Consider the following 23,560-nt stretch of genomic DNA (forward strand, 5'->3'; position numbering starts at 1 on the left):
AGGGGCGGGCCAGGGACCCGGTGACAAAAGGCTTCCATTATCCGGACCGCGCTTAAGCGGCTCTTAAAGTGCGCCGCGCACGATGCGGCCCCATGCACATCCGTCCCGCTGCCCGTTCCCTGCTGTCCCCTTCGACTCCCGGCACCCACCTGCTGAGCGGCCTGCTGGCGGTGCTGGTGCTGACCCTGCTGTGGGACTTCTCGGGCCTGGACCTGCCCGTGCTGCAGGCCATCGGAACGCCCGAGGGGTTTCCCTGGCGCCACCACTGGCTGCTGGAACAGGTGTTGCACGATGGCCTGCGGCAGCTCGCCCTGGGCTTCTACCTGCTGCTCGGGCTGTGGGTGCTGTGGCCACAGACCTGGCCCGGCCCGGCCATTGACCGGCGCGAGCGCCTCGCCGTGGTGGTGCTGGTGGCGCTGTCGCTGCTGGCGGTGAATCTGGTGAAGTACAACAGCCTCACCAGCTGTCCCTGGGAGCTGCAATCCTTCGGCGGCCGCGCACCCTACGTGTCGCACTGGAACTTCCTGGACACGGACGGCGGTCCTGGCCGCTGCTTCCCCGGCGGTCACGCGTCCAGCGCCCTGGCCTTTCTGCCCCTGTGCCTGCCCTGGCTGCTGCCGCCCCGAGGGGTCGACCGCGAGGCCGCGACCGGCTGGCGCTGGCTGCTGGTGCTCCTGTTCGCGGGCGCTCTTGCCGGTGCGGCGCAGACCCTGCGCGGCGCGCACCCGCCCAGCCACACGCTGTGGACGCTGCTGACCTGCGCCAGTGTCAGCCTGGCCGGGTGGCTGGGGGTTCGGCCCTGGCTCGCCGGACAGGCAACTCAGGCGGCGTCGCCGTAATAACCGCGGTACCAGTCCACGAAGCGCTGCACACCGATCTGCAGATCGGTGTTCGGGCGGATGCCGAAACCCTTTTCCAGCGCCGTGGTGTCGGCCCAGGTCTCCGGCACGTCGCCCTGCTGCATCGGCATGAAGTGCTTGATGGCCTCGATGCCCGTGGCCTTTTCGATGCAGCCGATGAAGTCCATCAGGCTCACCGGTCCGTTGTTGCCCACGTTGAGCACCCGGTGGGCGGGCGCGTCTGCCGTGGCCACCGGTGGCACGGCCATGACCTTGAGCACAGCGTTCACCACGTCGTCCACATAGGTGAAGTCGCGGCGCATCTGGCCGTTGTTGTACACATCGATCGGCTGGCCCGCGAGCACGGCGCGCACGAACTTGAAGATCGCCATGTCCGGTCGCCCCCAGGGGCCGTACACGGTGAACAGGCGCAGCCCCGTGGCCGGGATGCCGTAGAGGTGGCTGTAGCTGTAGGCCATGAGTTCGTTGGCCTTCTTGCTCGCGGCGTAGAGCGAGATCGGCTGGTCGGTGACCATGTCCTCGCGCAGCGGCATCTGGCGCGCCGCACCATAGATGGAGCTGGACGAGGCATAGACCAGGTGCCGCACACCGCTGTGACGACACCCTTCCAGCACCGTCAGCATGCCGGCCAGGTTGCTGTCCAGGTAGGCCATGGGGTGGTCGACGGAATGGCGCACGCCGGCCTGGGCCGCCAGGTGCAAGACAACCTCATAGCGGGTTTCGGCAAACAGACGCGCCATCGCATCGCGGTCGGCCAGATCCAGGCGGTGGAACACGAAGCCGGGCCGGGCCAGCAACTGCTGCAGGCGGGCCTGCTTGAGCGCGGGCTCGTAATAGGCGTTCAGGTTGTCCAGGCCCTCGACCTCAAAACCCTGGTCGAGCAGGCGCTGGCACAGGTGGAAACCGATGAAGCCGGCGGCGCCGGTGACCAGGATTTTCCGGCCGGGCGCAACAGACAATTCGCTCATGGCAATACCCCGCTCGTGACAGGTTGGTAGTGGAAACGCTGGATACGGGCCGGAGACCCACAGGACGGCCGCACCGCATCGGGACCCAGGAGCATCCATTCGCGCCTGTGCGCCTCGCCCAGCGACACCGCACGCGCCCCATCGAAACAGCCCAGTTCAGCGCCGTTGGGCACCAGCAGGTGGCGCCCCGGGGCCTCACGCATCCAGATCCAGGCGTTCTGCTCCTGCTGCAACAGCGGTGCCAGGTAGCTGAAATGGGTCAGCGGGCGCTGGCTGAACAGCAGGAACTGTTCCTTGAAATAGATCAGTCCGAGTTCGGCGCCGGGCGGCAGACGCTGCTCAACCTGCAGCATCATGTTGCGGGGCGTGCGGTGAGGGTCCACCCTCGGCCAGACCAGCAGCGCGACGAACAGCCAGCCCACCAGGCTGGCAGCGGCCAGACGGACAAACAGGTCGGAGCGGCGCAGCCACAAGAGCACGACGATCAGGGTCACGCCAAGCCCCGTGAGGGGCACGGCGACAGCGCTCACGATGTCGGTGTAGTCCTGCAGCTTGCCGGGCAAGCGCTCGGGTGCCAGCCACATCATCAAACCCAGACCGGTCAGCAAGGCGGCGATGCCCGGCATCAACCAGCGGAAAAACCCGTCCAGCTTCTTCGCCAGCGGGAGCTCCCGGCCGTTCGCCCACAGCACCGCCACCACCAGCGACAACATGGGCAGCGCGGGGAAGATGTAGACCTCGCGCTTGCCCGAGCTGAGCGAGAAAAACAGCAGCACCAGCCCCACCCAGGCCAGCAGCACCCGCAGCTTGGCATCCTGGCGCAGCAGCGCCACCAGGGGCCTGATCAGCACCAGCATGATGATCGGCAAGGGGAACCACACCACCGGGATCGCCTGGGTGAAGAAGTAGTGCCAGGGTTTGACGTGGTGCCAGGCATTGACGAAGCGCTCACCGGTCTGTCGGAACAGCAGGTCGTTGCGGTAGGCCAGCATCGTGTCGGTGCCAACGCTGTGCACCTGCCAGAGCATCGGCCCCAGCCAGAGCGCGATCACCGCCAGCATCACCGGCACACCGAGCAGCAGACGCCAGCTCCAGCACGCACCACGGAACCGGCTTTGCCGGGCCGCAGGTGCGGTCCCCCCTTCGGGGGGAAGACGCGGAGCGGCGCAGGGGGGAGCATGGCTCCACAGGCCCAGCGGCAGCAGCATCAGCAGCGGCAGGAAACCCACGCCCTTGGTCATGATGCCCAGGCCCATGGCCACCCAGCTCACGAAATACCAGCGCCAGTGCGGACCGGTCAGGAAATGGCGCAGCAGGCCGTAGCAGCCCAGCGTGATCCAGAACGTGACCAATGCGTCAATCTGGGCCGCCTTGCCCTGCAACAGGAACTGCGGCGTGAAGGCCAGCACCAGCACGGCGAACAGCGCCGTCTGCGGATTCCACAAGCGGCGCCCGAGGTCGTGCACCAGCCAGAGCGTGCCCATCGAGGCCAGCGCGCTGGGCAACAGGAACGACAGCCTGAGGTCACCGACGAGCTGGAAAAACAGCGCGCTCAGCCACATGAACACGGGTGGCTTGTCGGGGTAGTACTCGCCGCCGCGGGTCGGGAACAGCCACTGGCCGCTCTCCACCATCTCGCGCGCGATCTGCGCAAACCGCGGCTCGTCGGCCGGCCAGGGGTACCGCAGGCCGATGCCGGCCAGCAGCACGAGGGCCATGGCCACCAGCCAGAACAGCGTCTGGCGGCGCACGGTGGCGTCAGAAGTCATGGGTGTTTCGCTCCATCAGGTCCGTTGCACCCGCTTCCCGAGGCAGCCGCGGAACCGGCGTTGCCGGGCCGCTGGCTGCGCCCCCTGGAGGGGGTGACGCCGCAGGCGGCACAGGGGTGGCTTTGAACTGCTGCATCCGCTGCTTGAAACCATGGTGGTAGAGGTACCAGGCCAGCACGCTGGAGCCCACCAGCAGGGCAAAACTCATCCAGATCTTCGAGCTGTCCTGCAGCGCCACGCCACGGCCGGCGTAACTGAACAGCAACGACTGCGGCAGGTAACCCAGCAGGCTGCCCAGGAACACGCCGCGGCGGCTCAGGCCGGCGAGCGCGGCGGCCACGTTGGTCGCCAGATTGCTGCCCACCGGCATGAGCCGGACGATGCAGATCCACAGCCAGGTGTCTTCGGCCAGCACCCGACGCAAGAACTCGATCCGGTCACCGTGACGCTGGCGCATCCAGTGCATCCCCATCTGACGCACCACGGCCATGGTCAGCAGCGCCCCGAATCCGGTGAGCAGGGCACTGACCGCCCCACCCACAAAACCACCCATGAGGTAGCCACAGCTGAAGGCCAGCACCTGGCGCGGGCCGCCCACGGCCGTGTAGAGGATGCCCCCCAGGGCGAACGCCGGCCAGGCGACGGCCCAGTGTTGCTGGAACAGCTGGCGCAGCAGGTCTTCTTCGGTGAAGGAGCCCCACCAGCCGAAATGCAGGGAGACAAAGGCCAGCGTCAGCACAGCCGTCAGCCCCAGCGGCTTGACGAGCAGTTTGGCGCTAGATTTCACCGACGGTTTCCACCCGTTCCAGCACCGGCTGCTTGCTGCGCTGGACCAGCCAGCGCACGCCAAACAGGTCGACGATGCCCACCCACACCCGGTTCCAGGCGGTGTATTTGGACACCCCGGCCGTGCGGTGGCGGTGGTTCACCGGCACCACGGCGATGCGGCCACCCGCGCGACGCACCAGGGCCGGGATGTAGCGGTGCATGTGATCAAAATAGGGCAACAAGGCCCAGGTGCTGCGCGGGATCAGCTTCAGTCCACATCCCGTGTCGGGCACGCCGTCGTCGAGGATCTGGCGGCGCACGGCGTTGGCGATCTTCGACTGGAGCTTCTTCCACTCGGTGTCCTTGCGCTGGTGACGAAAGCCCGCGATGCAGAAATGTTCGCCACCCGCTTCCAGCGCCTGCGCCTGGCGCACCAGGGCCGGGATGTCGGCCGGGTCGTTCTGCCCGTCGCCGTCGATGGTGACCAGGTAGCGCCCGCGGGCGTGGCGCGAAGCGGTCCACATCGCGGTGCTCTGCCCGCAGCTGCGTTCGTGGCGCAGCAGCTGGGCGCGCGCACCGCGGGCCTGGCAGCGCTGAAGGAACTGCTGGTCGGTGCCATCGCTGCTGCCATCGTCCACCAGCACGATTTCAAAGCCGCAAGTCGGCTGCAAGGCGTTCACGATTTCGTCGACCAGGGCACCGATGTTGCCGGCCTCGTCCTTCGCGGGAATCAGCACCGACACCAGGGGTGCGGCCTCGCCGGGCGATGGGGGGGAGGCAGCGGTTGGCCTGGGGTCTGTCATGGGTTTCATCAACATTCACAAAATCGCAACACGGCGTCGCAGCACCAACAAGGCCGCCAGTGGCAAAAAGAGCTGCACCTTATTTTGACGCACCTTGCTTAAGCTGGCCTTAAGCCAGCGCCGCGGTCCCTCACCACCCCAGTCCGATGCGCAGCGGCAGGTACACCAGCATGCCGGCCACGATGGTGCCCAGCACCCCGCGGCGCCAGTAGAACCAGGCGCCCCCGGCGGCGGCGGCGAACAGGCGCGCGTCCTGCCAGGTGCGCACCAGCTCGCCCTGCACCATCACGATCTCGGGCACCACCACGGCGGCCAGCGCGGCGATCGGCGCATATTGCAGGCCACGCTGGGCCCAGTGCGGCAGCGTCCAGGGCTTGTCCGACAGAAAAAAGAAACCGCGCGTGATGACCGTGATGCAGCCCAGCGCCAGGATGGTGAGCAGGGTCCAGGGATCAAGATCAAACATGGGGCGCTCCCTGGGCAGGGCCCTGCGGCAGTGCCTTCTCCAGGACCAGGCAGATCGCCACCGCGCAGGCGATGGCGACCAGGATGTTGAGCCTGAGCGGCAGCGTCCAGGCGACCACGGCGGCCGCCCCGGCCACGGTGGCCGAGACGATGCGCAGCGGCGAAGACGCCAGCGAGCTGAGCACGCCCAGCAGGGCCAGGATGCCGGCGAACCCCAGCCCCCATTGCGTGGGGATGGCGTTGGCCAGCACGATGCCGGCCACGCTGGCCAGCATCCAGGCGATGTAGTTCACCGCGCAATTGCCCATCAGGTAAGCCTGCTGACGCGCCAGTTCGTCGGGCGACTGGCCGGGCCTGGGAAAGCGGCGCGCGAAAAACACGTAGCTCAGGTCGCCGGTCACGTAGCCGCTGGCCAGCCGCTGCCAGCGCGGCAGGTGCATCAGGTAAGGCCGCAGGTGCGCCGAGAACACGACAAAACGCAGGTTGACGCAGAAAGCCGCCGCCAGGATCACCCACAGCGGCGCGCCGGCAGCGATCATGGGCACCGAGGCCAGCTGGGCGCTGCCGGCGTAGACGATCAGCGTCATCAGCAACGCTTCGAGCACCGACAGCCCCGACTTGACCATGGCCACACCGGTCATCAGGCCCCAGGCGCCGATGCCCATGGCCACCGTGCCCTGGTCGCGCACGCCTTCCCAGAATTCCGCCCGCTGGCGGTGTTCGCGCTGGTAGAACATCAGGCCGCGGCGCTTTCCCCGGCCGGGGCGTCCAGCACCTGCCCGGGTGTCAGCGCAAACCCGCGCAGGAAATCGGCCGCGGGCAGGCGCTTGCCGCCCGCGCGTTGCAGTTCGTCCAGCACCAGCACGCCGTCGCCCGTCGCGATCCGGATGCCATGGGGATCGGCGCTCAGCACCTGGCCGGCGTTGGCGGCAACAGGGTTGTCCGGTTCGGCGTGCGCGCGCCAGACCTTGATCGCCTCACCCGCCAGGGCCGTGCCCGCACCCGGAAACGGGTTGAACGCGCGCACGCGACGCTCGATGGTGGCCGCGGGCAGGGCCCAGTTGATCGCCGCCTCGGCCTTCTCGATCTTGTGGGCGTAGGTCACACCGTCGACCGGCTGCGGCACCGGACGCAGTCCGCCACAGGCCGCGAGCTCCAGCGCTTCGACCATCAGGCGCCCGCCCAGCACGGCCAAGCGGTCGTGCAGGCTGCCGGTGCTGTCATCGGCCGCGATGGGCAGGCGCTCGACCAGCAGCATGTCGCCGGTGTCGAGCCCGGCGTCCATCTGCATGATGGTCACCCCGGTGTGCGGATCGCCGGCCTCGATGGCGCGGTGGATCGGTGCCGCGCCGCGCCAGCGCGGCAGCAGCGAAGCGTGGATGTTGAAACAGCCCAGTCGCGGCGCGTCCAGCACCCACTGCGGCAGGATCAGGCCGTAGGCGGCCACCACCATCGCATCGGCGTTCGCCGCTTCGATCGCCTGCCTCGCGGCAGCCGCGTCTTCGGGGTACTTGCCATCCAGGCGCAAACTGCGCGGCTGTGCCACCGCCAGGCCATGCGCCAGCGCGCACTGCTTGACCGGCGATGCCTGCAACTTCATGCCGCGCCCCGCCGGGCGGTCCGGCTGGCTCAGCACCAGCGGAATCTCAAAACCGGCCGCGAGCAGCCGTTCCAGCGCCACGCGGGCAAACTCCGGCGTACCGGCAAAGATGATTTTCATGCGAAGAAGGATAAAGGCCCGGGCACCGACATCGGGCACCGCGGACCCACGCTCAGGGCGTTCGGTCGTCGGGCATCGGTTCGTCGGTGTACATCACCTGCTGCACCACACCGGCCCGGTCCAGGTGGATGTGCACCCGGCGTCGCCAGACGTGATCGATGACGCGGTAGGTCCAGATGTCGCCATCAAACCGCGCCACCTGTTCCACAAGGGCCGGTCGGCCCAGGTGCAGCAGCAGATCTTCGCGGTTCCAGCGTCCGATCTCGATGCGCGCCAGCCAGGCGACATCCATGACCTGCTCCAGGCTGCGCAAACGGCCGTCCGGCCCCAGGTCCAGGTTGTACACCTGCGCGCCCTCCGGCTGGCGGGAGTACTGCAGACGCGTGCCGTCGGGCAAGCGGTATTCCGCCGTCGGTCGCCCGAGCCGCTCTTCGATCTGTGCCCGGGTACTGCCCGGGGGCACGGATTCGGGCATGCCCGCGCAGCCGGCCAGCAACGCCAGCCCGGAGGCCTGCGCCAGCAGCCGGTCACGCATGCCCGATGCGAGGTTCATGCCCGCTCCGTTTCGCGTTGCGCCTTGAGCAACTTGCCCTTGATGCGGTTGCGCTTGAGTGGCGAGAGGTATTCCACGAACACCCGGCCCATCAGGTGGTCCATCTCGTGCTGGATGCAGACCGCGAGCATGTCTTCCGCCTCCAGCGTGCGCTCCACGCCGCTCCCGTCGAGCGCGCGCACGCGCACGGCGATCGAGCGTTCCACGCCGTCATAGATGCCGGGCACGGACAGGCAGCCTTCTTCGCCCTTGCGGGTTTCGGGGCTGGACCACTCGATCACGGGATTGATCAGCACCAGCGGCTGATCGCGGGTTTCACTCACATCGATCACGATCAGCCGCTCGTGCACATCCACCTGCGTGGCGGCCAGGCCGATGCCGCTGGCGTCGTACATGGTGGCGAACATGCGCGCGATCAGCTGGTGGATGCGCTCGTCCACCGCCGCCACCGGCCGGGCAACGGTGTTCAGGCGCGGATCGGGATAACGCAGGATGTTGAGCAGCTCGGGAGCGTTCATGGCGCGATAGAGTCAAAAATGAAACAGGTGTTCCGCATCCACGTCGCCCCGGCAACGCCGGGGTGGTGCGGTGGCCCGGTGACGGGTTTGTCGTTATTTTCGCCACTTTTGAACGCACCCGCCGCACCCAGACGCCATAAACATTGCCTAATCAAGGGCTTGGGCGCAAAATCAAATGCGACTTGTCAAGATAAAAAGCGCCGTCTCACCCCGGTCCCGACCCTTGCGGACTTCCGAGGCGATGGCGTCTGCCCCAGGGGCCCACACATGCCATTGAACACCTGCCAGACCGCCCAACTCCGTTCGCCGCATCGCCTGTATCCGCTGGCTGGAGCGGCTGTCCTTTTTGCCGCGCTGGTCAGCAACAGCGTCTGGGCCCAGAACTTTCCCATCACCGCCGGGCAGCGGGCCACGGCCAACCAGGTCGCCGAGACGGGTGTTGCCCTGTCGGAACTGGCCCCCAATGCGCCCGACAGCTACACCGTTGTGCGCGGTGACACGCTGTGGCGCATCTCCGGCATCTTCCTCAGGAGCCCGTGGCGCTGGCCCGAGCTCTGGGGCATGAACCTCGACGAAATCAAGAACCCGCACCGCATCTACCCCGGCCAGGTGCTGTACCTCGACAAATCCAATGGCCGCGCCCGCCTGAGCACCCGCCGGCCGGGCAGTGGCGAACCCGCCACCGTGCGTGTCTCGCCCCGCATCCGCTCCGAGAGCCTGTCCGACTCAGCCATTCCGCCCATCTCGATGCAGGACATCGAAGCTTTCCTGGCCGAACCCCTGATCGTGGACGAAGCCACCTTCGCGCGCGCGCCGCGCATCGTCGCCACCCCTGAAAACCGCGTGCTGCTCAGCCTGGGCGACCGGGCCTACGCCCGTGGCAGCTATGGCAGCAGCACCGACGGCGCATCCCTGAGCCTGGCCGCCGGCAAACCGCGCCACTTCCGCGTCTTCCGCAACGCGGTGCCACTCAAGGATCCCGGCACCGGCGAGGTGCTGGCCTACGAGGCGCAATACGTGGGCAAGGCCTATCTCGTCCGCGAAGAAGGCCGCGTCGCCGTCCAGCCGGTGCCAACGGCCAACACCTCCGCAGCCCCGGCGACGGAACTGGTGCCCGCCACCATCGACATCGTGCAGGCCAAAGAAGAAATGCGCGTGGGCGACCGCCTGCTGCCCGAGCCGCCGCGCGAGTTCAGCAACTACGTCCCTCGTGCCCCTGGCAGCACCCAGGCGGGGCAGATCGTCTCGGTCTACGGCAACGCGGTGACGTTTGCGTCCCAGAACCAGGTCGTGGCCATCAACCGCGGCCGGGAGCACGGCATGGAAAACGGCCATGTGCTGGCCCTGCTGCGCGACACCAACCTGGTGGCCGACAAGACCGACGAGAGCCGCCCCATGCTGCGACTGCCCGGCGAACGCAACGGCCTGATGATGGTGTTCCGCACCTTCGACAAAGTGTCCTACGCGCTGGTCCTGCAGATCAACGATGGGGTCAAGGTGGGCGACCGCTTCGTCAACCCCTGACACCCCATGGCCAGAGACGAGCTGGCCGCCTGGCTGAGGCTGCTGCTGACTCCCGGTGTCGGGAACGAGACGGCGCGCAAGCTGCTCGCCGCGTTTGGCCTGCCAGAGGCCGTTTTCGCGCAAAGCCCGGCGGCGCTGCAGACGGTGGTCGGCGCCCGCACCGCTCAGGCCCTGCAGCAGATCCCTGACGAACTGGAACCGGCGCTGGAGCGCCTGCAAAGCTGGCTGGCCGAATCCGACCGTCACCACCTGCTGAGTCTGGGCGACGCACGCTTCCCGCCCGAACTCCTGCAGATGGCCGACCCGCCCCTGCTGCTGTACGTGCTGGGGGATCTGCAGGCTCTGAGCCACCCGCGCAAACTCGCCATCGTCGGCAGCCGCAACCCCACCCACCAGGGCGCCGCCAACGCCCACCAGTTCGCCCAGGCCCTGGGTCAGGCCGGCTTGTGCATCGTGTCGGGTCTGGCGCTCGGGGTCGATGGCGCGGCCCATGAAGGCGCCCTGGCGGCGGGTGCCAGGACCATCGCCGTGGTGGGCACCGGACTGGACCGCGTTTATCCCAGGCAGCACCTCAACCTCGCGCACCGCATAGCCGAACACGGGGCCATCGTCAGCGAATTCCCACTCGGCACATCCCCGTTGCCCGCCAACTTCCCACAGCGCAACCGCATCATTGCCGGCCTGTCCCAGGGCACCCTGGTGGTCGAAGCAGCGCTGCAGTCCGGCTCGCTCATCACCGCCCGCATGGCCGCGGAACAGGGCCGCGAGGTGTTTGCCATTCCCGGCTCCATCCATGCACCCCAGTCGCGCGGTTGCCATGCACTCATCCGCCAAGGCGCCAAACTGGTCGAATCGGCCCAGGACATCCTGGAAGACCTTCGAATGGGTACACCGGCGGTTCCGGAGGAAGGTTCCCCCACGGAGCCACCCGCCGACGACCTGCTCGACGCCCTGGGCCACGACCCGGTGAGCCTGGACGCCCTGCAGGCGCGCACCGGACTCGACACCGCGACGCTGCAGGCACGCTTGCTGGAGCTGGAACTGGACGGCTGGGTGGGGCGGCTTCCGGGTGGCCTGTTTCAGCGAACAGGCCAGAGCTGACACCCGCAACGGCCTCCCGAGCGAGCTGCCTTCAAGCCAGAACGATCAGCTCAACAGCCGTTCGGGGTTCGCGTCCAGCTTGGCGAGCGCATCGCGCGTGGCGCGCACGGTCAGCGCCTCGTCTTCGCTCGGCACCAGCAAGCCCGCCTGCAGATAGGCCGCCACGCGACTGGCCTGCACGAGGAAACAGCGCCCGCTGTTGGTCACAAACATGTAGAGCTGGCCACGGTCGCTGCGCCAGGCCAGTTGCACGCTGTTGAGCTTGCCATTGTGGTCCAGACCGAACCACGAGCCGATCTGCAGCTCCACCGCCCAGGCCCGCATCGCCTCGTTGGGCTGACTGCCACCGTGCCTGATCACCTCGATGTTGCTGGAGTCCACGCCAGTGATCATCTCGATGCTCTCGTTGTCCAGGTCCAGATCGCCCGTACCGCTTTCCGGCAGGAAGTCTTCCAGGTTGGCCAGGCGCTCGGAGAGCTTGTCCAGGCTTTCCTGCGAGATCGGCTCCGTGCGCGACATGAACGCATCGGCCAGGGTGTCGCTGACCGACTTGATGTGCTGGTCCTGGAGGCCGGCCGGGTAGCCGAGCAAGCCCATGCCCTGGCGCAGGCGTTGCAGGATGCTGGGCAGTTGCTGGATCACCCGGGCCCGGTCGTTGCGGTTGGGTTTGGCACTCGCTGCCCACAACAGATCGGAGGCGACCCGCTTGAGCGACGTGGTTTCTTCGTGCTTGAGCCCAAACTTGACACTGGCCACCGCCAGCACCTCGACCCAGACCTTGAACAGAAACTGGCGCACCTCGTCGCGCACCGGCAGGTCGTCGAGCAGCTTGCGCAGCTCGATGGTGTATTGCACCGACAGCGTTTCCTTCTGCTCCACCTGCTGGGCCACCGAGACGAACCGGCTGGCGCTGCCCTGTTCGCTGAGGTAGGTGGACAGGAACTTCTGGAACTCGTCGAACACCAGCTGGAACACCCGGCGTCCGGTTTCCGGGTACTGTTCGATCACCTGCACCACGCGTTTGATTTCCATCTCCAGCGCGGTCGAGGTGACATTGGACTCGAAGCCCATGACACAGGAACCCATGCGATCGATCAGGCGACGCGCCGGGTGTTGCAGGGCACTGAAAAACTCGGGTTCGGCCAGCGCCACCCGCAGCACCGGGATCTGCAAACGGGCAAACCAGACCCGCACGGTGGCCGGAATGCGCTCCTCGGCCAGGATGCTCTGGAACATCAGAGCCACCACCTCGATGGTGGCCCTTTCGGTGGGCGTCTCGGCGGCCTGCTTGAGTTCAACGGTGCGCTGGCGCAGGGCCGTGGCCGCACGCTCGACATGGGAGGCGTCCGCATACACCGCGCCCGAACCGGTGCTGCCGGTCTGCGGCAAGCCGGCGTCGACACTGACCACGGGGGCAAGGCGCTGCATCGCCTGCACCAGGTGGGGAGAGGGTGGCAGCAACTGCGTCGCTTCAAAATCACCACCCACGCGGTCGATCAGCATGCGCTTGAGACGACCGACCACGCCCTGAGCCCGCATGCGGGCCCTGGCCAGCGGCGAAGTGCTGGTCATCATGCGGGTTTCTTCGTGCACACCCATGGCCGAGGAGGACATGCCGCTGCGCTGTGCCTGTGCGTCCCTGCTGCCCGGGCTGCCCTGAACGCCACCCGAAGCCGGTGCCGCACCCGACCCGGGACCGTATGGGTCGGTCGCACCGCCACGGCTTTCGCCATCCGCAACCTGCGCAGCCGCATCGCCTCCGGCCGGCGCGTTCGAACGGCTCCCGGGTGCGCGCCTGACCAGTGCCTGCAGGTCGATCTTTTCCATCACCCCACTGGAGACCAGGAGTTCGTTGGCCGCCTGGTAGGCCTCGTGCATTCGCTTGGCCAACATCGGCGCCAGGGCGTCCTGCACCAGCAACCAGCCCTCGCGGGTCATCTGCGCATCCAGCCACTGGTCCACCAGGATGCGGGTCACGACGTCGGGCAACAGCACGTCACCGCGCGGCAGCTCCTGGCGCTTTTCCAGGTGCTGGATGCGCAGGCGCAGTTCGTTGAGTTCGGTGGAAGCCTGGTCCAACACACGCATCGCCAGTCGCGAAGCGAGGATCTGGTCGTCCATGGCGCCTTCGGCCATCAACTCCAGCCGCCCCGGCTCGTTCCTGGCCAGGCTGTCTGAAGCCGCTTGCGGCAGCAGGGTGCGCTGCAGAGCCTTGCGGGACTGGTTCAGCCAGGTGGTCTGGTTTTTCTGGAACGCCAGCCAGGCGTCGCGGCGCTCCTGCATCTCGCGCGCCGGACCGGCCTGATCGAGGATGGTGGCCAGCCGTGTGTCACAGGCCTTGACCACTTCGGGAAGCGCACGCCCCACATGAACCACAAAGAGTTCACGCGCCTGCTTGGCCAGAGAGGAGACGTGCTGATCAGGTAGGGACACGATGGTTTCAGTATGACACGAATGGACTCAGAGCTTTCGACGAACAGGTGGTCTGAGTCCGGGTGTTTGTGCTTAGACCACGGCCCCCCCGTTGGGGTCGCCGGGATCGACCTCGGATGCCTTGTTGCCCGGCTTGATCAGGTCTTCGCGCTTGATGCCCAGCCACATGGCGATGGCCGCGGCCACAAACACCGACGAATAGATGCCGAACAGGATGCCGATGGTCAGGGCCAGCGCGAAGTAGTACAGCGTCGGACCGCCAAACAGCAACATCGACAGCACCATGATCTGGGTCGAACCGTGGGTGATGATGGTCCGGCTGATCGTGGAGGTGATCGCGTGGTCGATGATCTGCGGCGTCGTCTTCTTGCGGTGGCGGCGGAAACTCTCGCGGATGCGGTCAAAAATCACCACGGATTCGTTGACCGAATAACCCAGCACCGCCAGCACCGCCGCCAGCACGGCGAGCGAAAACTCCCACTGGAAGAAGGCGAAGAAGCCCAGGATGATGACCACGTCGTGCAGGTTGGCGATGATGGCCGAGACGGCGTATTTCCACTCGAAGCGCACCGCCAGATAGATCATGATGCCGACGATCACCAGCGCCAGCGCCTTGAGGCCGTCCTCCACCAGCTCCTGGCCCACCTGCGGGCCCACAAACTCGGAACGGCGCAGCTCCACCGCGGGGTTCTGCGCCTTGAGCGCGGCCAGTGCAGCCTCGCTCTGCTCGCCCGAGCTCTTGCCCGCCAGCACCGGCAGGCGCAGCAACACATCGCGCGACGTGCCGAAGTTCTGCACCGGCACATCGGCGTAGCCCAGGGACTCGACCACCTGGCGCACGGCGGCCAGGTCGGCCGGCTGCTCGTAGGCCACCTCCATGACCGTGCCGCCCGTGAACTCCACCGACAGGTTGAGTCCGCGGAGCACGAGGAACGCGACCGCGGCGACGAAAGTGATGGCGGAAATCGCGTTCAGCACGATGGCGTGCTTCATGAACGGGATGTCCTTCTGGATGCGGAAAAACTCCATGCTGGTTCCTTGAAGGTGTGCCGCTCAGTCGGCCTTGATCGCGGGTGCCTTGCCGCCGGCCCGCCACACGGTGCCGATCGACACGGTCTTGAGCTTCTTCTGACGGCCATACCAGAGGTTGACCAGTCCGCGGGAAAACACCACCGACGAGAACATGCTGGTCAGGATGCCGATGCAGTGCACCACCGCAAACCCGCGCACCGGGCCCGAGCCGAAAATCAGCAGCGCCACACCCGCAATCAGGGTCGTGACGTTGGAGTCTAGGATCGTGCCCCAGGCGTGTTCGTAGCCCGCGTTGATGGCCGACTGCGGCGAAGCCCCATTGCGCAACTCTTCGCGCACGCGCTCGTTGATCAGCACGTTGGAGTCGATCGCCATGCCCAGCGCCAGCGCCATGGCGGCAATGCCGGGCAGCGTCAGCGTCGCCTGCAGCATCGACAGCACAGCCACCAGCAACACCAGGTTGAAACCCAGCGCCAGGCTGGAGAACACGCCGAACAGCATGTAGTAGGCGCACATGAAGGCCACGATCACCGCAAAGCCCCACATCACGCTGTTGAAGCCCTTGGCGATGTTGTCGGCGCCCAGGCTCGGACCGATGGTGCGCTCCTCGATGATCTCCATCGGGGCGGCCAGCGAACCCGCGCGCAGCAGCAGCGCCAGGTCGTTGGCCTCGACGATGTTCATGCTGCCCGATATCTGGAAGCGGTTGCCCAGTTCACCGCGGATGGTGGCCACGGAAATCGCCTCGCCCTTGCCCTTTTCGAACAGGATGATCGCCATGCCCTTGCCGATGTTCTCGCGGCTGACGTCGCGCATGACGCGCCCGCCCTTGGCGTCCATGTAGAGCGTCACGCTCGGTTCCTGCTGCTGCGAGTCAAAGCCCGCCTGCGCATCGGTCAGGTTCTCGCCCGTGGCCAGCACCTGCTTCTTGACGATCGCCGGGCGCCCGTCACGCATCGGGAAGCGGTCGGCGCCGAACGGCACCGGCCCCGTGCCGTCGGCGGCGGCGCGCCCTTCGGCGCTCTCGTCCACCAGGCGCATCTCCAGCGTCGCGGTGCGGCCCAGGATGTCCTTGGCCTTGGCCGTGTCCTGCACGCCGGGCAGCTGCACCACGATGCGGTCCGCGCCCTGCTGCTGGATCACCGGCTCGGCCACGCCCAGCTCGTTGATGCGGTTGTGCAGCGTGGTGATGTTCTGCTTGAGTGCCTGGTCCTGCACCGCGCGCGCCGCTTCCGGCTTGATCGTGGCCAGCAGCCGGAACCCGCTGCCGTCGGGCGTGTCGCTGGACACCAGGTCCGGGAACTGGTCCTGGATCACGGCACGCACCGCTTCCAGCGTGGCGGCATCGCGCGCGCGCACTTCGATGTCCACCCCGTTGCGGTTCACGCCGCCGTGGCGCACGTTCTTCTCGCGCAGCGCGGTGCGCAGATCGCCCGCGAACACATCCGCGCGGCGCTGCAGCGCCGCCGGCATGTCCACCTGCAGCATGAAGTGCACGCCGCCACGCAGGTCCAGGCCCAGGTACATGGGCGAAGCGCCCAGCGCCGCCAGCCACGAAGGGGTGCGCGGCAGCAGGCTCAGGGCCACCACGTGGCTCGGGTCGGCCGGATCCGGGTTGAGCGCGCGCTCGATGGCGTCACGCGCCTTCAGCTGGGTGTCGGTGTCTTCAAACCGCGCCCGCACCGACGTGCCCTCGAACTGCACCGTCGAAGCCACCAGTCCCTGCGCGCTCAGCGCCTGCTCCACCCGCGTGACGGTGGAGAGATCCACCTTCACCGCGGTCCGGGCGGCCGACACCTGCACCGCGGGCGACTCGCCAAACAGGTTGGGCAGGGCATACAGAGCCCCGATCACCAGCGCCACCGCGATGATCAGGTACTTCCAGAGCGGGTATCTATTCATGAGAAACAGGCCCTTCGGCGCAGAGATGTCTTCAAACCAGAGTGCCGCAGAACCGGCTTTGCCGGGCTGCAGGCACTGCCCCCTTGAGGGGGTGACGGACCACGCAGTGGCCCGGCGCGGGGGTGTTACTTGATCGTGCCCTTGGGCAGCACCTGCGTCACGGCAGAGCGCTGCATCTGGACTTCCACGCCGCTGGCGAGTTCCACACCGATGTAGATTTCGCCGATTCTGGACACCTTGCCCAGGAAACCACCGGCGGTCACGACTTCATCGCCCTTGGCCAGCGCTTCGACCATGGCCTTGTGCTCTTTCTGGCGCTTCATCTGCGGGCGGATCATCACGAAATAGAGCACCACAAACATCAGCACCAGGGGCAGCAGGCCCATGATCGTGGACTGGGTATCACCGCCAGCGGCGGCCTGGGCGTAAGCAGAAGAAATGAACACAGAGGTCTCCAACAAAAATCAGTTCAAAAAACGCCAATGCCCGGGCAGCCTGCGCACAGGTCACCCGGGCGATCCGGAATCAGCCTTTGATTGTATGCGGCCCCCCGCAGGCCGGTGCGGCCGCCACAAGAGGCCCCGCGGTGGCGGGTGCGGCGGTCAGGCCACGCGCACTTCGGCCTGTTCGCCACGGCGCCACTGTTCGCGCAGCCCCGCCCAGCGGCTGCTCGCCGCCGCCAGGTTGCGCGCCTTCACGTGGCCGTAGCCCTTGATCTGCTCGGGCACGCTGGCGATCTCCAGTGCCAGCGCGTGGTTGCCCGCGTCCAGCGTGTCCAGCAGTTCCTCGATCGCGCTGCGGTATTCGCCGATCAGGGCGCGCTCGGCGCGGCGCTCTTCGGTGCGGCCGAAGATGTCCAGCGCCGTGCCGCGCAGGCCCTTGAACTTCGCCAGCCAGCGGAAGGCGGTGAACATGTAGGGTCCGAACTTCTGCTTCACCGGTTCGCCCTTCTGATTCTTCTTGCCCAGGATCGGCGGCGCCAGGTGCACCCGCAGCTTGAAGTCGCCCTCGAACTGGCTCGCCAGCCGGGCGTGGAACGCCGGGTCGCTGTGCAGCCGCGCCACCTCGTACTCGTCCTTGTAGGCCATCAGCTTGAAGAGGTAGCGCGCCACGGCCGCCGTCAGCGTGGACTTGCCCAGCGGCGCTTCCACCGCCCGCACCTTCTCCACGAAGTGCTGGTAGTCGGCCGCGTAGGCCGCGTTCTGGTAGCCGGTGAGGAACTCGACCCGGCGCGCGATCAGCTCGGCCACGCTCTCGCGTTTCTTGAACTGGATCACCTGCGCCCCGGTGCCCGCCGGCGTCACCAGCGCGGCCACGGCCTGCGGGTTGAAGGCGGCGCGGCGGCCCCATTCGAAGGCGGCCTTGTTCTTCTCCACCTGCACCGCATTCAGCTCGATGGCGCGCATCAGCGCATCGTGCCCCAGCGGCACCCAGCCGCGCTGCCAAGCGTAGCCCAGCATCATGGGGTTGGTGTAGATGCTGTCGCCCATCAGCCTGGTCGAAGCGGCTTCGGCATCGAACACGCCCACCTCGTCCGCGCCCAGGCTGCGGGTCAGGGCGTCCACACAGGCCTGCGCCGGGTTTTGCCAGTCCGGGTTGGTCACGAAGGCGGCCGTCGGCGTGGCGCTGGCGTTGAGCGCCACGTGGCTGCGGCCTTCGCGCAGGCGCTGCCAGGTTTCCTTGTGTGCGGCCACGATCGGGTCGCAGCCGATCACCAGGTCGGCCGAGGCGGCGGACACGCGCGTGGTGCGGATGGTGTCCTGGTGCGCGCCGATCAGCACGTGGCTCCAGGTCGCGCCGCCCTTTTGCGCCAGGCCCGCCGCGTCCTGCGTGACGATGCCCTTGCCCTCGATGTGCGCCGCCATGCCCAGCAGCTGGCCGATGGTGATGACCCCGGTGCCACCGACGCCGGCGACGATGATGCCCCAGGCCTCGTCGCCCAGCGCGGGCAGGGCAGGGGCGGGCACCGCGCCACCAGTCCATTGCGCCGCGCCGGCCTTCTGGTCCTTCTTGCGCAGCTGGCCGCCTTCGACGGACACAAAGCTCGGGCAGAAGCCCTTGACGCAGGAGAAGTCCTTGTTGCAGCTGCTCTGGTTGATGGTGCGCTTGCGGCCGAACTCGGTCTCCAGCGGCTCCACCGAGAGGCAGTTGCTCTGCACGCTGCAGTCGCCACAGCCTTCGCACACCAGCTCGTTGATCACCACGCGCTCGGCCGGGTCCACCAGGGTGCCGCGTTTGCGGCGGCGGCGCTTCTCGGTCGCGCAGGTCTGGTCGTAGATGATGACCGTGGTCCCTTTGATCTCGCGGAACTCGCGCTGCACCGCGTCCAGCGTGTCGCGGTGCTGGATCGCGATGCCGCTCGGCAGGCCCTGCACCGACGCGTATTTCTCCGGCTCGTCGGTCACGATGGTGATCTTCACCGCGCCCTCGGCGCGCATGCTCTGCGCGATCTGCACCACGCTGTGGCCCTCGGGCCGCTCGCCCACCTGCTGGCCGCCGGTCATGGCGACCGCGTCGTTGTAGAGGATCTTGTAAGTGATGTTCACGCTAGCGGCGATGCTCTGGCGGATCGCCAGGATGCCGCTGTGGAAGTAGGTGCCGTCGCCCAGGTTGGCGAACATGTGCTGGTCGTGGCTGAACGGCTGCTGGCCGATCCACGGCACGCCCTCGCCACCCATCTGTGTGAAGCCCACGGTGGCGCGGTCCATCCAGATGGTCATGAAATGGCAGCCGATGCCGGCCATGGCGCGCGAGCCCTCGGGCACCTTGGTGCTGGTGTTGTGCGGGCAGCCCGAGCAGAACCAGGGCTGGCGCTCGGCGCCTTCCACGCCCTGGGTCAGCAGGGTCTGCATCGACTGCTCCTGCGCCGTCAGGATGGCGAGCTGCGCGTCGATGCGCGCCATCACGTCGTCTGGCACACCCAGCTTGCGCAGGCGGCGGGCCACGGCGCGCGCGATGATGGACGGCGTGAGGTCGGCATTCGCCCGCAGCAGGGTGTGGGCGCTCGGGTTGGGCATGGACCATTCGCCGCCGCTGAAGTCGCCTTCGACCTCGTCGAACTTGCCCAGCACGTTGGGCCGCACGTCGCCGCGCCAGTTGTAGAGCTCTTCCTTGAGCTGGTATTCGATGACCTGGCGCTTCTCTTCCACCACCAGGATCTCGCGCAGGCCGGTGGCGAATTCGCGCGTGGTCTGTGCCTCCAGCGGCCAGACCACGTTCACCTTGTGCAGGCGCAGGCCGATGCGCTGGCAGGTGGCATCGTCCAGGCCCAGGTCCAGCAGCGCCTGGCGCGTGTCGTTGAAGGCCTTGCCGCTGGCGATGATGCCGAAGCGATCATTCGGGCCGGCGATCACGTTGTGGTTGAGCTTGTTGGCGCGGATGTAGGCCAGCGCGGCGTACCACTTGTAGTCGAAGAGGCGCGCCTCCTGCTCCAGCGCGGCGTCGGGCCAGCGGATGTGCAGGCCGCCGGGCGGCATGTCGAATTCGGGGATCACGATCTCGACGCGCTCGGGATCGATCATGGCCGTGGCGCTGGATTCGACGATTTCCTGGATCGTCTTCATGCCCGCCCAGACGCCACTGAAACGGCTCATGGCGATGGCGTGGATGCCCAGGTCCAGGATGTCCTGCACCGTGGACGGGAAGAACACCGGCAGGCCACAGGCCTTGAAGATGTGATCACTCTGGTGCGCGGCGGTGCTGCTCTTGGCCACGTGGTCGTCACCGGCCACCGCGATCACGCCGCCCCAGGGCGTGGTGCCCGCCATGTTGGCGTGCTTGAACACATCGGAACAACGGTCCACGCCCGGGCCCTTGCCGTACCAGATGCCGAACACGCCGTCGAATTTGTTGGAGCCGGGCGGGGCAAAACCCAGCTGCTGCGTGCCCCAGAGCGCGGTCGCTGCCAGCTCTTCATTCACCCCCGGCTGGAAGACGATGTTCTGCGCCTTCAGGTAGGGCGCGGCCTTCTGCAGGGCCTGGTCGTAACCGCCGAGCGGCGAACCGCGGTAACCGCTGATGAAACCCGCCGTGTTCTTGCCCTGCAGCGCATCGCGCTGGCGCTGCAGCATCGGCAGCTTCACCAGCGCCTGCACGCCGCTCATGAAGGCGCGGCCGTGGTCGAGGGAATATTTGTCGTCGAGCGTGACGGTTTCGAGCGCGCGGCGGATGTGTTCAGGCAGTGGGGCGTTCATCTTGTTGTCTCCTGGCAAGTCTGGGAGCCGCCTCGTGAGCGGCGTGGAACACCGGCAACCGGCTCCGTCAGCCGCTTTCAGTGTGCCGCACAGTGTATGACCCGGGCGCTGACAGGTGTTTGCTTTTCATGTCCGTGTTTGCCCCGTTCAAGAAAGATCCTTTCCTTCTGCATCCTTTTATTGGAAGATTGAACACGTCTGGTCGCACCGCACTGCAGCAACGTGACCGCGGGAGCCCAGCACCCGGCCTGTTCTGGCGCTCCTGTGCAACAGGCCTTTCATGCCGCTCACCCACCATAGAATCAACTTGTTACGTTTGCTTCCCGCACCGTGCCCCCGCCCCGGTGCCCGTCCGGCTTGATACCCATGAACACACACAAACCCCGTGTCGGCCTGGCCGCCATCATGAAGAACGAAGGCCGGTACCTGATCGAGTGGCTGGCTCACCATCTCCTGATGGGGTTCGACCATTTCTATATCGTCAGCAACGACAGCAGCGACCACACCTGGCCCCTGCTTCAGGCGCTGAGCCAGACACTGCCCATCACCTGCATCACCTATGCCACGGTGCCGGAAACCAACCCGCAGCTCGCCGTCTACGAAGCCATCGTCCGCCGCCATGGCCATGAAGTCGACTGGATGGCCTTCCTGGACGCCGACGAGTTTCTCTCGCCCGGCCAGTACCCGGACACGGTGTCCGGGCTCCTGCAAGACACCCTCCAGGCCCACCCCGATGCCGGGGCCCTGGCGCTGAACTGGGCCACCTACGGTTCGTCCATGCAACTGGCCGAAGAAAGCGGGCTCGTGACGGAACGCTTTCTGCACCATGCCCCGCAGCAGGACCATCTGAACCACCACTTCAAGTCCATCATCCGGATGGACGCCTTTGCCGGATTCGTCTGCCCGCACAGCTGCCAGCTCAAGCCTGGCTACCGCTACCTGCACACCGATGGCTCCGAAAAGCGCGACTACTTTCACGCCGGCCAGCGCAACCCGAGCCAGTCCGGCGATGTGTGCTGGACACGGTTTCGCATCAACCACTATGTCGTCAAGTCCTATGCCGAGTTCGTGCTCCGCAAAGCCCCGCGCGGCAGGGCCTTCCAGGAGGACCACCTGCTCGACGACCAGTTCTTTCTCCACCACGACAACAACGATGTGCCCGCCCCGCCGTGCCCGCAGCACATCGCTGACCTGACCGCCCGGTGCCAGGCCATCGCCGGGCACATCGCCCTGGCCGACCCTGCCGACCTGCTGACAAAATCCGCAGCCCCACCCGAGGCCGACAGCGCCAGCCTCCAGCTGCCCGTGGTGGGCAGTGTCGACATCCTGGAAGAGCAGGCCGGATGCCTCAAGATCACCGGCTGGGCCCTGCTCTGGAAAGTCGAGCCCGCCGCCGGATTCATCGTCACGGTCCAGGGCAGCGCCGTCCCCATCGAAGCCTGGCAGGCCGTCGAGCGGCCCGACGTCCAGCAGCACTACCCCCCGGCCCCATTGAGCAGCGGCTTCGAAATCCGCGTCCGAAAATCCGGCCCGCTCACCGCGCAGGACATCGCCGTCCGCGCATTGACACCCGGTGGACACGTCACCCAGACGATCCCGCCGAACGCCAACGCGAACACCATCCATCATGGAAACACTCGACAAGTTTGACGTCGCCATCCTGAACGAATTGCAGACCGATGGCCGGCTCACCAACGCCGAGCTGGCCAGCCGCGTGGGCCTGTCGGCGGCGCCGTGCTGGCGGCGGGTCCGGGCGCTGGAAGAGGCCGGGTTCATCCTCGGTTACCGCGCCGAGATCAACCGCAGCAAGATCGGCCTGGGCGTGCTGGCCTTCGTGCGCATCGACGCCGAACGCAACAGCGGCGATGCCCTGCGCCAGATGGAAGCGGCCATCCGCGACATCCCCGAAATCGTCTCCTGCCACTACATCAGCGGCTCCGGCACCTTCGAGCTGCAGGTCGTCTGCCCCGACCTGGGCGAATTCAGCCGTTTCGCGCGCGAAGTGCTGATCAACCTGCCCAACGTGAAAGACCTGCACACCAGCTTTTCGCTCGGCGAAGTGAAGGCCGCGGGCGCTTTGCCGCTCTCGCATTTGTTGACTAAATCACCAGCCACGACCGGCGGACGCAAAACTTGAACCTTTTGGATGCCGCCCGTCCTCAAAATTCCACCGTTGGTTGACATATCTGTCGTAAATACTTGAATTTGTGTATTTTTTCATACGTACCCGGTTGTCTGAGACTGTCGCTTTTTGTAACATGCACCCCAGAACACTGCGGTTCATTAACCAGAAAGTGTCCAAGCTGATCTCTCTCAAATCCAAGGAAACGTCGTGAAAAATTCTCTGTTCGTCAAAACCGCAGTGGCCCTGGCGCTGGCCGCCCCCCTGCTGGCTTCGGCCGAATCCCAACTGGTGACCGGTACCGCAACCGATGGCCCCGGTGCGCAGGCGCGTCTGAATTTCCGCATCGAGATCCCCGCTTTCATCGCCCTCAAGGTCGGCACCGGTGACATCCTCTCGAACGACAACACGGTCAATGAAGTGGCCTTCGTGCTGACCGATCCCCAGGTCAGCGTGGACGGCGCGGTGAGCCCCTCCACCGGCAGCCCGGTGCAGGTCGCCCTGCTGTCCAACGTGGGCAGCGTGGACTTCGGATCCGCCGGCGCCGACCTGAGCGACGGCACCAGCACCATCCCGTTGTCGCGAATTGCCGTGACCACCCCAACCGGCAACCTGGCCCACCCGGCCTTCAACGCTGCCGCCGTCACGGTGCCAGCGACCTCGGGCCGCGTCGTCAACCGCAGTGGCACCTGGGCTTTCAGCTACAACCACCAGGGCGCCACCGCTCCCGTGGGTGCCGGCGTCTACACCACGCAAGTCACCTACACCGCCGTCGCTCCCTGATTCAGCGGCAAGCGCAGGCCGGCCGGGCACCCCGACCGGCCACCAA

General features: G+C 66.8%; 20 protein-coding genes. 6 read left to right on the forward strand and 14 right to left on the reverse strand.

The features are described 5' to 3' along the window. Positions 1–92: 92 nt before the first annotated feature. Positions 93–839, forward strand: coding sequence for a phosphatase PAP2 family protein (locus tag AC0GNO_RS16625; protein ID WP_472904758.1), 747 nt, complete (start codon positions 93–95; stop codon positions 837–839). On the opposite strand, the gene AC0GNO_RS16630 is transcribed toward AC0GNO_RS16625, so the two are convergent. The 9 genes from AC0GNO_RS16630 to def form a co-directional block, all read right to left on the reverse strand. Then, complete coding sequence (locus AC0GNO_RS16630) at positions 821–1,828, reverse strand: SDR family NAD(P)-dependent oxidoreductase (RefSeq protein ID WP_472904759.1); 1,008 nt, start codon at positions 1,826–1,828, stop codon at positions 821–823. The two genes, AC0GNO_RS16625 and AC0GNO_RS16630, sit on opposite strands and share 19 nt — an antisense overlap. Then, positions 1,825–3,597, reverse strand: a complete 1,773-nt coding sequence (locus tag AC0GNO_RS16635) for an ArnT family glycosyltransferase (RefSeq protein WP_472904760.1) — start codon at positions 3,595–3,597, stop codon at positions 1,825–1,827. The genes AC0GNO_RS16630 and AC0GNO_RS16635 overlap by 4 nt, the downstream gene beginning before the upstream one ends. Further along, positions 3,587–4,384 carry a TVP38/TMEM64 family protein gene (locus tag AC0GNO_RS16640; RefSeq protein ID WP_472904761.1) on the reverse strand — a complete coding sequence of 266 codons (798 nt, stop codon included), beginning with the start codon at positions 4,382–4,384 and terminating at the stop codon, positions 3,587–3,589. Before AC0GNO_RS16640 ends, AC0GNO_RS16635 begins: the two co-directional genes overlap by 11 nt. Next, the gene (locus AC0GNO_RS16645; RefSeq protein ID WP_472904762.1) at positions 4,374–5,177 is read right to left on the reverse strand and encodes a glycosyltransferase family 2 protein; all 804 of its coding nucleotides are present in this window, start codon (positions 5,175–5,177) and stop codon (positions 4,374–4,376) included. Before AC0GNO_RS16645 ends, AC0GNO_RS16640 begins: the two co-directional genes overlap by 11 nt. Before the next feature lie 121 nt (positions 5,178–5,298). Next, positions 5,299–5,634: an AzlD domain-containing protein gene (locus AC0GNO_RS16650; RefSeq protein ID WP_305361797.1), complete on the reverse strand. Its 336-nt coding sequence runs from the start codon at positions 5,632–5,634 to the stop codon at positions 5,299–5,301. Further along, positions 5,627–6,370 carry an AzlC family ABC transporter permease gene (locus tag AC0GNO_RS16655; protein ID WP_472904763.1) on the reverse strand — a complete coding sequence of 248 codons (744 nt, stop codon included), beginning with the start codon at positions 6,368–6,370 and terminating at the stop codon, positions 5,627–5,629. Before AC0GNO_RS16655 ends, AC0GNO_RS16650 begins: the two co-directional genes overlap by 8 nt. Beyond that, on the reverse strand, positions 6,370–7,353 hold the full coding sequence (gene fmt / locus AC0GNO_RS16660; RefSeq protein WP_472904764.1) for a methionyl-tRNA formyltransferase: 984 nt from the start codon (positions 7,351–7,353) through the stop codon (positions 6,370–6,372). Before fmt ends, AC0GNO_RS16655 begins: the two co-directional genes overlap by 1 nt. Positions 7,354–7,405: 52 nt before the next feature. Beyond that, positions 7,406–7,906 carry a hypothetical protein gene (locus AC0GNO_RS16665; RefSeq protein WP_472904765.1) on the reverse strand — a complete coding sequence of 167 codons (501 nt, stop codon included), beginning with the start codon at positions 7,904–7,906 and terminating at the stop codon, positions 7,406–7,408. Then, positions 7,903–8,424, reverse strand: a complete 522-nt coding sequence (def, locus tag AC0GNO_RS16670) for a peptide deformylase (protein ID WP_472904766.1) — start codon at positions 8,422–8,424, stop codon at positions 7,903–7,905. Before def ends, AC0GNO_RS16665 begins: the two co-directional genes overlap by 4 nt. A 267-nt stretch (positions 8,425–8,691) precedes the next feature. Here def and AC0GNO_RS16675 point away from each other — a divergent pair, with 267 nt between their 5' ends. Together AC0GNO_RS16675 and dprA are read left to right on the forward strand one after the other, a co-directional pair. Then, the gene (locus tag AC0GNO_RS16675) at positions 8,692–9,948 is read left to right on the forward strand and encodes a LysM peptidoglycan-binding domain-containing protein (protein WP_472904767.1); all 1,257 of its coding nucleotides are present in this window, start codon (positions 8,692–8,694) and stop codon (positions 9,946–9,948) included. Positions 9,949–9,954: 6 nt separating this feature from the next. Beyond that, positions 9,955–11,049 carry a DNA-processing protein DprA gene (gene dprA, locus AC0GNO_RS16680; protein WP_472904768.1) on the forward strand — a complete coding sequence of 365 codons (1,095 nt, stop codon included), beginning with the start codon at positions 9,955–9,957 and terminating at the stop codon, positions 11,047–11,049. 45 nt (positions 11,050–11,094) lie between these two features. On the opposite strand, the gene AC0GNO_RS16685 is transcribed toward dprA, so the two are convergent. The 5 genes from AC0GNO_RS16685 to AC0GNO_RS16705 form a co-directional block, all read right to left on the reverse strand. Further along, positions 11,095–13,482: a DUF1631 family protein gene (locus tag AC0GNO_RS16685; protein ID WP_472904769.1), complete on the reverse strand. Its 2,388-nt coding sequence runs from the start codon at positions 13,480–13,482 to the stop codon at positions 11,095–11,097. A gap of 72 nt (positions 13,483–13,554) precedes the next feature. Continuing rightward, the gene (gene secF / locus AC0GNO_RS16690) at positions 13,555–14,511 is read right to left on the reverse strand and encodes a protein translocase subunit SecF (protein ID WP_472904770.1); all 957 of its coding nucleotides are present in this window, start codon (positions 14,509–14,511) and stop codon (positions 13,555–13,557) included. Positions 14,512–14,535: 24 nt separating this feature from the next. Continuing rightward, the gene (gene secD / locus AC0GNO_RS16695; protein ID WP_472904771.1) at positions 14,536–16,416 is read right to left on the reverse strand and encodes a protein translocase subunit SecD; all 1,881 of its coding nucleotides are present in this window, start codon (positions 16,414–16,416) and stop codon (positions 14,536–14,538) included. 125 nt (positions 16,417–16,541) lie between these two features. Further along, positions 16,542–16,862, reverse strand: coding sequence for a preprotein translocase subunit YajC (yajC, locus tag AC0GNO_RS16700; RefSeq protein ID WP_472904772.1), 321 nt, complete (start codon positions 16,860–16,862; stop codon positions 16,542–16,544). A 156-nt stretch (positions 16,863–17,018) separates the two neighbouring features. Then, the gene (locus AC0GNO_RS16705; protein WP_472904773.1) at positions 17,019–20,609 is read right to left on the reverse strand and encodes an indolepyruvate ferredoxin oxidoreductase family protein; all 3,591 of its coding nucleotides are present in this window, start codon (positions 20,607–20,609) and stop codon (positions 17,019–17,021) included. Between the two features lie 366 nt (positions 20,610–20,975). Here AC0GNO_RS16705 and AC0GNO_RS16710 point away from each other — a divergent pair, with 366 nt between their 5' ends. From AC0GNO_RS16710 to AC0GNO_RS16720, 3 genes are all read left to right on the forward strand, one after another. After that, on the forward strand, positions 20,976–22,259 hold the full coding sequence (locus AC0GNO_RS16710) for a glycosyltransferase family 2 protein (protein WP_472904774.1): 1,284 nt from the start codon (positions 20,976–20,978) through the stop codon (positions 22,257–22,259). Beyond that, positions 22,237–22,746, forward strand: coding sequence for an Lrp/AsnC family transcriptional regulator (locus tag AC0GNO_RS16715; RefSeq protein ID WP_472904775.1), 510 nt, complete (start codon positions 22,237–22,239; stop codon positions 22,744–22,746). The genes AC0GNO_RS16710 and AC0GNO_RS16715 overlap by 23 nt, the downstream gene beginning before the upstream one ends. Before the next feature lie 195 nt (positions 22,747–22,941). Continuing rightward, on the forward strand, positions 22,942–23,514 hold the full coding sequence (locus tag AC0GNO_RS16720; protein ID WP_472904776.1) for a hypothetical protein: 573 nt from the start codon (positions 22,942–22,944) through the stop codon (positions 23,512–23,514). Positions 23,515–23,560 lie beyond the last annotated feature (46 nt).

The sequence above is a fragment of the Hydrogenophaga sp. L310 genome (genome assembly GCF_055703065.1).

What these genes read in the sequence shown, in the direction of transcription:
- AC0GNO_RS16625 (WP_472904758.1), top strand. Translation starts at nt 93, where the DNA reads ATGCACATCCGTCCCGCTGCCCGTTCCCTGCTGTCCCCTTCGACTCCC.
- AC0GNO_RS16630 (WP_472904759.1), bottom strand. Translation starts at nt 1,828, where the DNA reads ATGAGCGAATTGTCTGTTGCGCCCGGCCGGAAAATCCTGGTCACCGGC.
- AC0GNO_RS16635 (WP_472904760.1), bottom strand. Translation starts at nt 3,597, where the DNA reads ATGACTTCTGACGCCACCGTGCGCCGCCAGACGCTGTTCTGGCTGGTG.
- AC0GNO_RS16645 (WP_472904762.1), bottom strand. Translation starts at nt 5,177, where the DNA reads ATGAAACCCATGACAGACCCCAGGCCAACCGCTGCCTCCCCCCCATCG.
- AC0GNO_RS16650 (WP_305361797.1), bottom strand. Translation starts at nt 5,634, where the DNA reads ATGTTTGATCTTGATCCCTGGACCCTGCTCACCATCCTGGCGCTGGGC.
- AC0GNO_RS16655 (WP_472904763.1), bottom strand. Translation starts at nt 6,370, where the DNA reads ATGTTCTACCAGCGCGAACACCGCCAGCGGGCGGAATTCTGGGAAGGC.
- fmt (WP_472904764.1), bottom strand. Translation starts at nt 7,353, where the DNA reads ATGAAAATCATCTTTGCCGGTACGCCGGAGTTTGCCCGCGTGGCGCTG.
- AC0GNO_RS16665 (WP_472904765.1), bottom strand. Translation starts at nt 7,906, where the DNA reads ATGAACCTCGCATCGGGCATGCGTGACCGGCTGCTGGCGCAGGCCTCC.
- def (WP_472904766.1), bottom strand. Translation starts at nt 8,424, where the DNA reads ATGAACGCTCCCGAGCTGCTCAACATCCTGCGTTATCCCGATCCGCGC.
- AC0GNO_RS16675 (WP_472904767.1), top strand. Translation starts at nt 8,692, where the DNA reads ATGCCATTGAACACCTGCCAGACCGCCCAACTCCGTTCGCCGCATCGC.
- dprA (WP_472904768.1), top strand. Translation starts at nt 9,955, where the DNA reads ATGGCCAGAGACGAGCTGGCCGCCTGGCTGAGGCTGCTGCTGACTCCC.
- secF (WP_472904770.1), bottom strand. Translation starts at nt 14,511, where the DNA reads ATGGAGTTTTTCCGCATCCAGAAGGACATCCCGTTCATGAAGCACGCC.
- secD (WP_472904771.1), bottom strand. Translation starts at nt 16,416, where the DNA reads ATGAATAGATACCCGCTCTGGAAGTACCTGATCATCGCGGTGGCGCTG.
- AC0GNO_RS16705 (WP_472904773.1), bottom strand. Translation starts at nt 20,609, where the DNA reads ATGAACGCCCCACTGCCTGAACACATCCGCCGCGCGCTCGAAACCGTC.
- AC0GNO_RS16710 (WP_472904774.1), top strand. Translation starts at nt 20,976, where the DNA reads ATGAACACACACAAACCCCGTGTCGGCCTGGCCGCCATCATGAAGAAC.
- AC0GNO_RS16715 (WP_472904775.1), top strand. Translation starts at nt 22,237, where the DNA reads ATGGAAACACTCGACAAGTTTGACGTCGCCATCCTGAACGAATTGCAG.